Here is a 13,157-nt window from a genome sequence, read left to right as displayed (position 1 = left end):
CTCACCACTGGATAGTTTCCGGTGATGGGGAGTCTTTTGTTACAACGCAAAGTTTAAATGAAACAATTCATTTATAGCATTTCTAATATTTGTATCCTCTATCCTGTAATGTTTCATCTGCATAGCATAAACAACATATTCTAAGTACATTAAATCCAAAAGAGCAAGTCCAATAAAATCCTTATCCAAATCCCCGTGAGCAAAATGATTTCTCTGACTTGATAATCTCTCTCCCATTGAAGAATATATTAACTCTTCTCCATTAAGACTATACAAATGCTTACCAAAATTTCCTATAATCGAATCAAAATCCTCTCCTATTTTCACTAACTCTGTTTGCAGAGAATCCGACCTAATAAGTTTACTTAGAAATTTATATTTATTTTTCAATTTACCTGTGCTAGAATCAATTAATTTTTGTAGTGCCTCTATCGCCTCGTTTTCAATTAGAATTGTAGTTTCCTTCTTTGGAACACCATTCGGATAGGTTCTATGAAATTCCCATTCAAATGCAGCTGTTATCATAATAAATCTTGATGCATCAATATGTCTTCCATCTTCGCATGTCTTAGGCAAATGTCTTATATACAAACTATCGCTGGCAATATCCGTTAATATCTGGCCCTCATGTCCAGATATCATACTCTGCTTAATACATCTATTTTGTTTTAACGCAGATAATTCTTCATCTGTATCCTGATTCATCATTGTTAATGTTCCCAAAGATTGATATTTTCCATCCTGGTTTTTTGAAGAAACTACTGCTGGTCTCATGCAAATATTTTTTCTTAGCATAAAAATGAAATAAAGTCTTTAGCGATAAACCAAAGTCTGACAAGAAATTCATAATCATCCGTTTCATCAAACTCAAACAACATTGATGATTCTAATAAAATAGGTGGTTCTAGAATCTTTGTGCTAAATTTTCTTGAAACATTAAACTGTACACTTACTTTCTTTTCATCTACTTCGAATTCTTGTGGCGTTGTACTTGTTATATCAAATTTTTTCGTCGTGATTGGAAATACACCATCATTACTCACAGTGGATGGATTAAACGAAAAATCGAATGACTGATTAACCGGATGAATAATATTAATTTCTGGGCCTAGAAATGATATTCTTCCGAATTTTTCTTTGCCAGTACTGCATTCTAAATAACCGATTACCTGAACAATTAACACTAAATTATTACTGCTGATATTAGCATTCTTCTGTGTAAAGAATACAACCCGTTTTCCATTTTCATGACAACGTCCTATCAGAAACGATTCTTCCATTTTTAAATCCGTATTAGAAATAAATGTACCCTTAGCGATCGGCGTCATAAGCCATTCAGTTTCAATCTTTTTTACATTTTCAGTTGTTGGAATTAAGCGCAAATCTTCTCCATTAAACACAAAAGTAAACTCTATATTTTTATATTTAGTAACTCCCGTATAAATTCTAGTATCTTCCATCTTTATTCCCCCTGTCATCTATTCAACTGCCAAGTCTACCCCTTAGTATCGAGTGGCTTAAACTGCGGTCGGTTCTGACAACAATCCCAGTGCCACAACCTATGACATCTAATCCACAGCCTAAACCCTACCGCTATTCTCTGGCTACTCAATTTTTCTCCAGTCAGCCCCTAAAGTAGATATGTTTCCATATAAGAAAACCGGGCTTTCCGCAAGACTTCTCTGATGATACCAACCTCGCAAAAAGCCCGAAAATACGTCACTTTTCAGCACTTATTTATCTTTCCTTGACAGCAGGCACACAGTCTCGACGGTTGTTTCAGTTTCCAAGGGAAGTTCTTTCACTTCCTCGCCATCAACAGGCACAGGGAAATTGAATACAATCTTCTTTATCCAGCTTCCGTCTTTTCTCTTTTCCGGGAACATCTCAATTCGCTCGATAAAGGCCTTCATAAACTCCTTCTGCTCCGCTTCCGTTGCGGAATGGTAGACTTCATCAAATGCCAGCAACAAGCGATAGATATTGTCTCCGGAAATCTTCTCCTGCTGGATGCTGCGGATCTGACTTTGCAATTCGCCAATCTGAACTTCGATTTCCTCTATGGTGTCATACTGCTCATCATAGCGGCGCTGCAAGTCCAAAATCTTTCTGTCATAGTGGGCATCATTGATGTCCAAGGTATCCATCTGACGCTCCAAGCGGCTTTTCGTTCCAAAGGCTTGCTTTAGCTGCCCTTGCAGGACGGCGATCTGCTTTTCCATATCCTCTGTATCAACCGCTGTTCCGATTTTCGCTTGAATTGCTTCTACAAATCGGGGATTGTTGACCATAGCGGAAATAATCTTCGCCACAAATTTGTTGATCTCTGTCTGTTCGATATTCAGCCGGAAACTGCACTCATGCCCTGTCGGCGTAACTGTATTTTTGCAGTAGTAATAATACCGTGTTTTCTTGTCCTTGCTATGAGCCTTGGCAATATTGCCGTACATACTCTTTCCGCAGCATGGGCATTTCAAGATACCGGACAGGATGTGTGCGTGGTCTGGATTGTTGACCTTTTCCCGCTTAAAAGAATTGATCTTGCGCTTTTCCTGTGCCAGATACCAATCCTCTTCGGAAATGATAGCTTCGTGCTGTCCTTCATAAACCGGAAACTCCGACTGCTCAACCACGTGAATCTCGTTTCTTGTACCCTGTTTCTTTTCAGTTCTTCGTCTGCCGTAAGCAATCTTTCCCATATAAACAGGATTGTACAATACATTTTTCACAAAATCTCTTGAAAATCCCGGAATGGTATTATTCTGTCTTAGTTTCTTTACATAACCATTGCGGTTCAGATATTTTGCAACTCCTGCAACACCCTCGTTTGTATGAATATAACGATCATAGATTACTCGGATAACTTCCACTTCATCCTCTGCAATGACAAGGTTTCCGTTTTCCAGTTTGTATCCATAGGGAGCGAAACCGCCGTTCCATTTGCCTTCACGAGCCTTTTGCTCCCGTCCTGCCATTGTCTGTGTGCGGATATTTTCTCGCTCAATCTCTGCCACCGCAGACAGCACAGAGATCATCAGCTTTCCGGCATCCTTGGAGCTGTCAATGCCATCCTCCACGCAAATCAGGTTGACACCAAAATCCTGCATGAGCTGCAAAGAGTTCAGAACATCGGCTGCATTTCTGCCAAATCTGGAGAGCTTAAAGACAAGCACATAGGAAACGCCGTCTTTGCAGTCCTGGATGTCGTTCAGCATCCGTTGAAACTCCTGCCTCCCTTGGATGTTCTTGCCGGAAAATCCTTCGTCAGAATACTCCCCGGCAACGACCATATCCTCGTATGCCGCATACTTCCGCAGCTTGTCACGCTGGGCATCCAAGCTGTATCCGTCAACCTGCATCGAGGTGGACACTCTTGTATAAAGATAGCATTTAAGTTGTTTCTTTTTCAGAATCTCCACCTCCCTCATTCCTTCCTTTTACCATAAGTCCCTCGTTGCGGATATAATACTCCAAAAGCCACAGCACATAATCCGGTGCATGGCGGTTGTCCAATTCCCATTCAGTCATAGTCCGGTAAGGAATATGGACGAGCTTGCAAAAATCTTTCCGGTTCAGTCCTGTGCTTTCACGCAACTTAATAATTCTGTTTTTACAATCCATTCGTCTTTTCTCCAAAAAAGCAAAAATACACGTTGCGTACATATTATAGCATAGCCGCAACAAGTACGCAACGTGTAAATTGTAAATTTTTACGCAGCCTTATCCGTCAAAGGCTGCGCTTGCTTATCATCCTTGGAACACTCCACCGTTTGTGGAGTATCCTGCTCTAATTTATCCAAAACCTGATGCCCGTACTTCTGGAGCATCTGGCTCATAACATCCACACAGCGGTCAAATGCCGCATTATATTTCGCTTCCTCATAATATTTCTTCAATAGGCAATTCCTCCATCAAAGTTCCATATCCTGTCCACGCTTCTGGGCAGGGTGTTTGTGTTCCTGCGTTTCCTTTCCTCTGATGAGGATAGAATTGATAAAAGCCCGAACCTTTTCGGATGCGATTTCCAGTGCATCCAGAAAGGGTTGGGCTTTCTGTTTGAGTTCCATATATTTTTCGTTTACCGCTTCATACCGCTGCTTCCAGATGGAAACCGTCTTTTCTGCGGAAGCCAGTTTTTCTTTCAGACGCTTGTTGTCAGCATTGGCGATAATGCCATTGACCGCATAGCGTTTGAGTGTGTCGCATTCATCCGGTGTCAGCGTGATATTGTTTCCGAATGTGGCTTTTTTGCCCATTACTTCAATGTCCTGCACTGTCAGCGCAATGGTCTTTGCCGCCTTGGTTTCCTTTTGCAAAGATTCCAGTTTCTTTTTCTGTTTTGCTGTGGCAGCTTTGGCATCCTCCAAACTCTGCTCTGCCTGTGCTACCTGCCCGGCCACAGTTTCCAGCCGCTGCTGTTCTGCCTGCACCTTGAACTGGGTCACAGTCAGATGTTCCTCGGTGCTTCCACGTTCTCCACGCTCCAGATCGGTATATCCGGCAACTCGCATGAAATGGAAAAAGTCATCCTGCAACACACTGTAGGATGACCTCAAAATCTTTTTTCCTCTTGCGTTCAACATTGGATTACCGTCCTCGTCAAGCACCGGCTTGGACTCCCATTTCTTACTGCGGCTGACCTGTGTGATGACCTCCTTAACGGTTCCCCGGAGGGCTTCATCCTTGCATCGCTTCGACCAAAGTATCTGCTTTTCCACCACCGGGATATAAACCACATGAAGGTGGTAGTGGTACACATCTTCGCCCAAAGCTTCGGACATTGCTCGGTTGCGCTCATCGGCGTGCATCACAGCGGAGAGGATATACTGCTCACCACCTACGATCTCCGCAGCAGCTTTGTAGGCATCGGCATAAAACTGTTTCGCAAATTCATAGCCGCCATGATTGTAGAAATAAGCGGAATTCACATCAAATACCAACTCACCGTATTTGACGGCATCCGGTTTCAGACCTCTGGTGGAGATCACGCCGTCTTGTTCCATCTGCTCAAACATTTTTACATAATCGTCCGTGGGTGCTTTGAAATGGACGTTCAGAGAAGTGCGTTCCGGCACGATGTCCTGATTGCTGTAGCTGTCCTTTTCACGCTCATTGTGTTCCTGTACCTTCGCCACATCAGCCGGTGTTTCCAAGTCCTGATTTCTGGCTACGGTACGGTCTATTCCATCATTTCTTGCCATTGGATTTTTCCTTTCTTTGAGATTTGCAACAGCGGAAGGCTGGAGAACGGCACTTTTTCAAAGTGTAATAACCCACTATGACACTTTCATCCATACTGGCTGCAAAGTGCCGTGGGCTCTCCGAGGGCTCTCCCGAGGGGGAATGCGGTCACTGCGGTGACCTCTGCTGACCAAGGCGAAAATGTCTGCGCCTTTTCCCATGGTCAGCCCGTCTGCATGAAGCTGTTCTGTGTCAACTTCCTCTTGCAGCCGGTGTCCACAGACACTTTTTCAAAAGCCTGTGGACATAGAAACAGCCCGAACGAGAGGATGTGTGCTGTTTCTATAACAAGCGTTTCACGCTCTTTTGCTGCGTACATACGTACCAGCAATGGGATTTACTCGACCTGCCGCCATTCCTCCGGAATGTCCTCCGGTACGTACGTACACGGCGAATCTCCGTAAAACCCATTTATATGAGGTCGTGCAATGGCTTCCACTCCCATGAATCCCCAAACCCGCCGTCCAGCAGAGTTGGTGATGTTGTTGCAATGCTCCAGATTGAATTTTCTGGCATTGGCAATCATGGCGTCGCTGAAGCTGCGGGCTTTCAGCGGTGCAAGGGAGTTTTCCTCGCACCACATCCGGTAGATTTCATAGAAATCCTTGGAGCTGATGGACGCATCCGCTTTGCGCCGGATATATCCCTCTGATTCCATGAAATCAAAGATATTGTTGTTGTCACGCTTGACCGCTTCCCGATTTTCACGGATGCGGTCACTCTCCGTAAACTTAAAGTTGTTGGCAACAAGCCGCTGCAAGCCTTCAAATGCCCACAGGAAGATACCCTCGGCTTCAGCTTTCATCTTCTCTGCAAGATCAGGATCGTCAGCTCTGTCCACCTGCTTTTCCTTGGTGGTCAGCACAAGCTGTCTGCGATAAAATCCGTCGCTGCGGTCATACAAGGCTTGCAGATCACCGTTGCTGAATGCCAGCAATCGGGCGAACATCCAGCCCTGATAACTCTGCTTGCCTTTACGTTCCAAATCCATCTTGCCTTGTGCTGTCACGATGGATTTTACATAGTTGGTCTGGCGCAGAGCTTCCATCCGCATATCATCATCCACGCACAGGAGAATGTGTTCCAAATCGGCACGGGCGAAGCGGTTTTCAGAAATCTTGCCGATGCTGCCGTCTTTCATATTCGTGCCGAAGATGGTAGACAGTACCGCACCGATTTGAGATTTACCCTCGCCGCCGTTGCCTTTAATCACCATCATGCGCTGCCCCTTGTTGGAGGGAATCAGGCAATAGCCGATAAACTCCTGCAAAGTTGGAATGTCCTCGGCGTAAAGCAACCCATCCAGAAAGTTCAGCCAGATCACCGGCGCAGTAGCATCGGGATTGTAAGCAACCGGCAAACGGCTCCGCACGATAGCCGGTCTGCCCTCGGTAAATGTGCCGTTCAATAGCAGCGTACCGTTGGACAAATGAATCCGATCCTGCTCCGGTGGAAAGTCCGGCACTTGCGCTTCCAGTTTCAGCACTTCCAGAATGTTGGTGATCTTCCGGGGGATATTGTTTACGGCACAGAATTTCAGCTTGTCGTAAATCTCCCCACGCAGAGGAAGATCGTCCGTCACTCGACCATCGGGCGTGAAAAAAGCTCCGTTTGCGAAGATGATCCTGCGCTCTTGCAGAAATTCTTCACAAAACAGAGCTTCGTTGATGTTCTGCCCGTCAAACCACATGGGCAAGTTCATATCAGGCGTTTTCCGGTTCTTCGCCATGGTGCGCCACCTTCTTTTTCTTTTGTGCGGTATACTCTTGCAGAAAAGCAATTTTGCCGTCCTGCATCAGCTTGTCCACCAATGCCACCCGTTCTTCCAGATCACCCACCGTCAGCACATCTGCCATATATTCGATAGGACAGTGCATCTGGCAGGCTTCCACAAAACGGTCATCCAGAGCATCTTCCGGTGTCTTGGGAGCATAGCGCACTTTCCAATCTTCCAACAGATGCAAATAATCCGTCAGCACCCGGAAGCACAGCATTTCATCCTCCCGGAACTGACGGATATAGGGACGCTTCGGCTTGACCATAGCTGCGGCAGTGGGCGGTTTCGGGTCAAGCCCGAAGTCCAAAGCCAGCTTTTGCGCTGCTTCATAACTGCTCAGATTGAACAGCCTTGCCACAAGGTCGATCACATCCCCTTTGGCTCCGCAGCCGAAGCAGAAAAAATAGTCCTCATTCAGCTTCAAGCTCGGATGCCTGTCGTTGTGGAACGGGCAGCAAGCCATGCCGTTGTGGCTCACTTTCAGCCCGTAGTGTTCGGCGGCTTGCTTGACGCTGATTGCCGCCTTGATGGTTTCATAGATTGTCATAGAAAACCCTCCGTTCATAATATTCTGGAAAGCACGAAGCACCCGCCGTGATTGGCAGGTGCTTCGCTCCTTCTATTATGGTTATGACGGATTTTTCAAAAAACAGGCTAATGACAGGACAATCCTGTTTCAAAAAACAGGACAACTTATCTGAGGACGTAGATTTCTTCACATTTACATGATATAATTAGAAAAATGAAAAAACAGGACAGGAGGGCAAGCATGAATCAAGAATTGATGACATTGGATTTCTGGCAGGATACGGTCATATATGAGAGCAAAACATTTCCTGTCGGTACGCTTGCCTGTGATGCACTGAATGTTCCTGTGAATACCATTGCAAAAATAAACGAGCAATGCGAGAAAATCAATCTGCTGCTTGGAATATTAAACGCCGGACAGGATGCTTCTGCACTCTGTCCTATTGCAAAGGAAGCTGCTCTGACGATGCTCGATATTCTCAGTCAAACACCGCCGTTCTCCTATATGAATATCTCAAAGCACAGAGAACGGATTGAAAAAGTCTTTACTGTGGACAATGCGCTGAAATATGTGGAGTTTGCCATAAAAGCCGCAACCAATTCTTTGCAATTTGAAGAAATCCAGAACTTTACCGATGCGATGATGCTCCAACGCTATACCGCAGTTTTCGGGCATCTGGCATACTCCCTTGGGGAATACCAAACGGCCATGCTTGATTTTGCAGAAAAAACAGACGGCAACGAAGCAGACCGCACCGCAGAGGGTTTTGCAAAAATGTTCGGCAGCTATTTCCCGCCGGAGTTTTCCATCACGGAAGGCAATGCCTGGATGTCTACCCTGAACAATTCCGTTCAGTATGTATCCGTCATCCGTCCCGGCGAAAAAGTTGCGAAGCTGGTCAAGCGGATGCACTATGTATCCTTTGTAGGGATGTTCCGGTCTGATCTCTTTGAGGGCCTGTGTGTTGGTCATGCACCAAAGAAATGCAAAATCTGCGGCAAGTGGTTTCTGACCACCAACGCACGGCACACCAAATACTGTGGCGGCTATGCACCGGGGGACAAGCTGCACCGCACCTGTCGGCAGATCGGCAACCTGAAAGGCAGAGAACAACGGGAGCTTGCGGACGATCATCCGGTGAAACAGATTTATGAGAAACGGCTGAACACCATAAACCGCTATGTGAAGCGTGGTACTCTGGACGCTGATCTTGCAGAGGTTATGAAAAAGCTGGCAAAAGATAAGATGCTCCGGGCATTGAGCAATGTAGCCTATGCCAAGGGAGCTTATGAAAAAGAAATGGACCAGGCGGCTTTGAAAAAGGAAGCAAGTGCAAAAATATACAAAGAAAGGGACAAACATGAATAGAAAAGAACTTAGTCAGAATCATTGGAAATACTACTTAATGCTCGAAAAGCGTTTTGTTGAATCAATAGAGTTTGTAGAACTACATGAGGACAATTTTGATGCATTTTCTAACGGATATGCCCTCTTAATTCAAGCCATAGGGGCAGAGTTGGATACTGTATTCAAAGAGTTTTGCGGTTTCAATACAACGGATCGAAAAACGGTTGCAGACTATGCACAGTATATTTTGACCAACACACCGGATATAAAAAATCAAAAAATCAGTGTACAGGAATACGATATCGAAATACAACCGTTTATGAATTGGGATATTACCCAGCCCGCACAGTCGTTGCAATGGTGGGGAGCATTTACAGATGTCAAGCACAACCGCTATGAGCAGTTGAAGCAAGCAAAGCAGGAGAATGTACTAAATATCTTGGGAGCTTTGTATTTGATAGAAATGTTGTACTTGAAGAAAATCACTGATGGGACAGACGAATTTGATGTGTTTGATGAATCTTCCAACTTGTTTAGTTTGAAAAACTGGACTTCTAAGGCTGTGCCGCTGAGCCAAGCTTTTGCCGTGCTAAGTGATATGATGGACGACGAAAATAATACTACTAACAAAAAGTTCGATGCATAATTACTGTCGATATTGATAGAGAAAGAACCGAAAGGAGGTGCGCTATACTGAGTGATTTTTCATGGGACATGACCGGATACATACCAAAACACGCTGTCAATCCGCACGGTGACGGCATCATTCCTTATGCGGCAGAGCGCATCTTCCAACTGGAACCGGAGCCTCCAGCGGTGGGCAATCTGAACGAATATATCCTGTCTGCCTTGCAGGAAAAGAATTTGATATATTTCTCATTCTTCCTACACCACTACGAGCCGCAGCTTAACAAGCGCATCAAAGACTTTCTCGGTGTGGATGGCGGCGATCTGTATGACACAGACCGATTTATAGATATAAAGCTCTCCTGCCGGGAGCAAATGCTCCAAAAGCTGATGGACTATGACCTTGCCAAGGGTGCAGAGTATGCTACATACATTTTCCCGTTCATCCGGGATGCTATGCTCCGTTTTCGCATGGGCGAAGAAAAATGGTCGGTGTCCTCTCTGACCAATTACAAAATGGTGCGGTCAATGGCTTGGCTGTACCACAATACCAAGGATGCGGTCAACGAATTTTCCAAGAAATACAACTGCGATCTTGCCCTTGCGGAAGAATATCTGAAAGTTGTCCGTGGAATCCGCAATCAGCAGCCATTCTATGTGACAGACGAGAACGGCGAGGAAACAGGCGAGGATGTAGCCCTTGACGATAGCTGGAACTATACCGATATCCTCTGGAACGGCATACAGGCAGAAAAGGTGCAGCGGGCATTTGAGAAACTGAATTACCGGGAACAGACCTTGCTTGAAAAACGGTTAGCAATTTGCATGACCTGTGGGCGTGTCAGCTCATGGAAAGACCGCCCCACCTTTGAAGAACTGGCGGTTATGTTTGAGGGCAGTACAGCCAGCGGTGCAGAACGAGCCTACCGAAAAGCAGTGGACAAGTTGACGGAATTGTTGGTTGCCGAGGGCGCAATCCATGCAGTCCGGCTAAAACAGAAATCCAAGATCAAGCGAAAAAAGAAAATCGCCGCCGCAATCTACGAATATCAGGCAGACTGCGACGGCGAATGGGGCGAAATATCATTAGATTTTGAGAACGGCAAGGCAGAGGTCATTTTGCTTGCCGATTGGGATACAGTGAAAACAAACAAATTTGCAAGCAGAGCAATCGCCTATCTTCTGAACTGTGAGAACGAAAAATTGCCCAAGGAAATAATGGTGGTATTTGAATAACGAGGGAGTGAGATATATGGAGCAATTACTGATTGTTGAAGATGATATCGGCTTGAATCAAGGCTTATGCAAAGCGCTGAAAGCAGATGACCGCCAGATTATATCCTGCCATGATCTAAAAGCGGCAAGAGAGCAATTGCTTTGCGGCGGTGTATCCCTGATCCTGTTGGATATCAATCTGCCGGATGGCAGTGGGCTTGAGCTGCTCCGGGAGGTCAAGGAAAACATACCCGGAGTTCCTGTTATTCTGCTGACTGCCAACGACACCGATCTGGACATCGTAGACGGACTGGAGAGAGGTGCTGATGATTACATTACCAAGCCCTTTTCTCTTTCGGTTTTGCGGGCAAGGGTGAATACCCAACTGCGAAAGCAAGCGTCAAGCCATAAAAATGCGCCGATCCATATGGATCTATTTCACTTTGACTTTGAGGCTATGACCTTTTATGTGGGAGATTCAAAAGTGGAATTGAGTAAAACAGAACAAAAATTACTGCGCCTGCTTGTTGAAAACCGAGGCCGAACCATGACCCGTGGAGACCTTGTCGACCGGGTCTGGACAGATGGCGCAGAATATGTGGATGAAAATGCTTTGTCTGTTACGATCAAGCGTCTGAGGGATAAGCTTGGCGCACAGAAATACATTAAAACCGTCTATGGAATCGGTTATAGCTGGGTGACAAAAGATGAATAAAACCGGCATTGTGATCATACTGCTGTGTTTTCTGGCGGCGGCAGCTGTTGTGTTATGGGAGCGGAGAAAGGCCAGAAAAACGATGGAAGAAATCGAAAGAATGCTGGACGCTGCCATGACCGGCTCCTTTTCTGAAACCAATTTTGATGAAAGCCAGCTATCTGCATTGGAAACGAAGTTTGCGCACTATCTTTCCGCCGCAGAAGCATCTTCTCAAAACATAGCGCAGGAAAAAGACAAAATCAAAACCTTGATTGCGGACATCTCCCACCAGACAAAAACGCCGATTGCAAACCTGCTGTTATACAGCGAGCTTTTGATGGAGGAAACTCTGCCTGCATCGGCGAAGGCAAATGTGGAGGCGCTGTACAAACAATCGGAAAAGCTGCGATTTCTGATCGATTCTCTCGTAAAGCTTTCCAGACTGGAAAACGGGATCATTTCACTCTCCCCTCAGCAAGCAGCGCTGCAGCCGCTGCTTGAAAGCGTAGTAGAACAATATACTGCCAAGGCTTCTGAAAAAGGATTGTCTTTGCAAATGCAGGATACCGATGCTTTTGCTGTATTCGACTTCAAATGGACAGCGGAAGCGCTGGCTAATATCGTAGACAACGCCATCAAATATACAGAGCATGGCACCATTACTATTTCTGCCGTAAGCTATGAAATGTTTGCAAGGATCGATATATCGGATACCGGTTCAGGCATCCCGGAAAGTGAGCAAGCGAAGATATTTGCTCGCTTTTACCGCTCAAATAGTGTGCAGAAACAAGAAGGTGTGGGCATCGGCTTATACCTTGCCCGACAGATCATATCCGGCGAGGGCGGTTATATCAAGGTTGCTTCCGTTCCGGGAAAAGGAAGTACGTTTTCCATATTTCTGCCGAAATAACAACAATTCTATCAAAACTGTTAGATTTCATTTTCCGCCGGAAAGAATGTGGAAAGATTCCTATGCGATAATCTGTATGTATCAAAGGATCATTTCCTTTCATACATACAGATTTTTTCATGGAGGTACTCATTTATGGAAGTTTTACAGGCAAAAAACCTGAAAAAGATTTATGGCTCCGGCAATAACGCAGTTCATGCGTTGGATGGAGTTGATTTAAGTGTAAAGAAGGGCGAATTTGTTGCAATTGTCGGCACATCCGGCTCCGGCAAATCCACGCTGCTGCACATGCTGGGCGGGCTGGATCGCCCTACAAGTGGCACGGTCATGGTGGACGGACAGGATATTTTCTCCCTGAAGGAGGAAGCGCTGACCATCTTCCGTCGCAGGAAAATCGGCTTTGTGTTCCAAGCATATAATCTTGTTCCGGTGCTGAATGTGTATGAAAATATTGTTCTACCCATTGAGCTGGACGGTGGCAAGGTCAATAAGGATTTCGTACAGCAGATTGTACAGACACTTGGGCTGGATGATCGTCTGGATGCGCTGCCCAATCAGCTCTCAGGCGGTCAACAGCAGCGGGTAGCCATTGCCCGTGCGCTGGCGGCAGCACCCGCTATCATTCTGGCAGATGAACCCACCGGCAATCTGGATTCCAAAACCAGCCAGGATGTATTGAGCCTTTTGAAAGTCACCAGTCAAAAGTTCGCCCAGACAATCGTAATGATCACTCACAACGAAGAAATTGCGCAGATGGCAGACCGCATTATCCGTATCGAAGATGGTCGGATCGTCTCCCAGAACTAACGGGAGG

At 45.7% G+C, this 13,157-nt stretch carries 14 protein-coding genes; 6 read left to right on the top strand and 8 right to left on the bottom strand.

The window, feature by feature from the left end:
- Window positions 1–39: 39 nt before the first annotated feature.
- The 8 genes from LI112_RS06825 to LI112_RS06790 form a co-directional block, all read right to left on the bottom strand.
- On the bottom strand, window positions 40–774 hold the full coding sequence (locus LI112_RS06825; protein WP_227190394.1) for a hypothetical protein: 735 nt from the start codon (window positions 772–774) through the stop codon (window positions 40–42).
- A 14-nt stretch (window positions 775–788) separates the two neighbouring features.
- Window positions 789–1,460: a hypothetical protein gene (locus LI112_RS06820; protein WP_227190393.1), complete on the bottom strand. Its 672-nt coding sequence runs from the start codon at window positions 1,458–1,460 to the stop codon at window positions 789–791.
- A gap of 273 nt (window positions 1,461–1,733) precedes the next feature.
- Complete coding sequence (locus tag LI112_RS06815) at window positions 1,734–3,410, bottom strand: recombinase family protein (RefSeq protein ID WP_264470352.1); 1,677 nt, start codon at window positions 3,408–3,410, stop codon at window positions 1,734–1,736.
- Window positions 3,391–3,621: a DNA-binding transcriptional regulator gene (locus tag LI112_RS06810; RefSeq protein ID WP_015540908.1), complete on the bottom strand. Its 231-nt coding sequence runs from the start codon at window positions 3,619–3,621 to the stop codon at window positions 3,391–3,393. The genes LI112_RS06815 and LI112_RS06810 overlap by 20 nt, the downstream gene beginning before the upstream one ends.
- Window positions 3,622–3,710: 89 nt before the next feature.
- Window positions 3,711–3,896 (bottom strand): hypothetical protein, encoded by a 186-nt coding sequence (locus LI112_RS06805; protein WP_007488117.1) that lies wholly within the window; start codon window positions 3,894–3,896, stop codon window positions 3,711–3,713.
- A 15-nt stretch (window positions 3,897–3,911) separates the two neighbouring features.
- Window positions 3,912–5,201, bottom strand: a complete 1,290-nt coding sequence (locus tag LI112_RS06800) for a plasmid recombination protein (RefSeq protein ID WP_227190391.1) — start codon at window positions 5,199–5,201, stop codon at window positions 3,912–3,914.
- Window positions 5,202–5,578: 377 nt separating this feature from the next.
- A complete protein-coding gene (locus tag LI112_RS06795; RefSeq protein ID WP_021683578.1) occupies window positions 5,579–6,970 on the bottom strand; it encodes a phage/plasmid primase, P4 family in 1,392 nt (463 codons plus the stop codon).
- Window positions 6,945–7,565 (bottom strand): CHC2 zinc finger domain-containing protein, encoded by a 621-nt coding sequence (locus tag LI112_RS06790; protein ID WP_227190390.1) that lies wholly within the window; start codon window positions 7,563–7,565, stop codon window positions 6,945–6,947. The genes LI112_RS06795 and LI112_RS06790 overlap by 26 nt, the downstream gene beginning before the upstream one ends.
- Before the next feature lie 222 nt (window positions 7,566–7,787).
- Here LI112_RS06790 and LI112_RS06785 point away from each other — a divergent pair, with 222 nt between their 5' ends.
- From LI112_RS06785 to LI112_RS06760, 6 genes are all read left to right on the top strand, one after another.
- Complete coding sequence (locus LI112_RS06785; RefSeq protein WP_040648331.1) at window positions 7,788–8,915, top strand: DUF6076 domain-containing protein; 1,128 nt, start codon at window positions 7,788–7,790, stop codon at window positions 8,913–8,915.
- A complete protein-coding gene (locus LI112_RS06780) occupies window positions 8,908–9,540 on the top strand; it encodes a hypothetical protein (RefSeq protein WP_021683574.1) in 633 nt (210 codons plus the stop codon). The genes LI112_RS06785 and LI112_RS06780 overlap by 8 nt, the downstream gene beginning before the upstream one ends.
- 44 nt (window positions 9,541–9,584) lie before the next feature.
- Complete coding sequence (locus LI112_RS06775) at window positions 9,585–10,757, top strand: hypothetical protein (protein ID WP_055269996.1); 1,173 nt, start codon at window positions 9,585–9,587, stop codon at window positions 10,755–10,757.
- A gap of 16 nt (window positions 10,758–10,773) precedes the next feature.
- A complete protein-coding gene (locus LI112_RS06770; RefSeq protein WP_055269994.1) occupies window positions 10,774–11,451 on the top strand; it encodes a response regulator transcription factor in 678 nt (225 codons plus the stop codon).
- A complete protein-coding gene (locus LI112_RS06765; RefSeq protein WP_156058197.1) occupies window positions 11,444–12,343 on the top strand; it encodes a sensor histidine kinase KdpD in 900 nt (299 codons plus the stop codon). The genes LI112_RS06770 and LI112_RS06765 overlap by 8 nt, the downstream gene beginning before the upstream one ends.
- Before the next feature lie 135 nt (window positions 12,344–12,478).
- Window positions 12,479–13,150 carry an ABC transporter ATP-binding protein gene (locus LI112_RS06760; protein ID WP_006858253.1) on the top strand — a complete coding sequence of 224 codons (672 nt, stop codon included), beginning with the start codon at window positions 12,479–12,481 and terminating at the stop codon, window positions 13,148–13,150.
- Window positions 13,151–13,157 lie beyond the last annotated feature (7 nt).

It is taken from the genome of Blautia sp. 210820-DFI.6.14 (genome assembly GCF_020558815.1).
Taxonomy (GTDB): domain Bacteria; phylum Bacillota; class Clostridia; order Lachnospirales; family Lachnospiraceae; genus Blautia_A; species Blautia_A obeum.
This window is presented reverse-complemented; position numbering and strand designations above follow the sequence as displayed.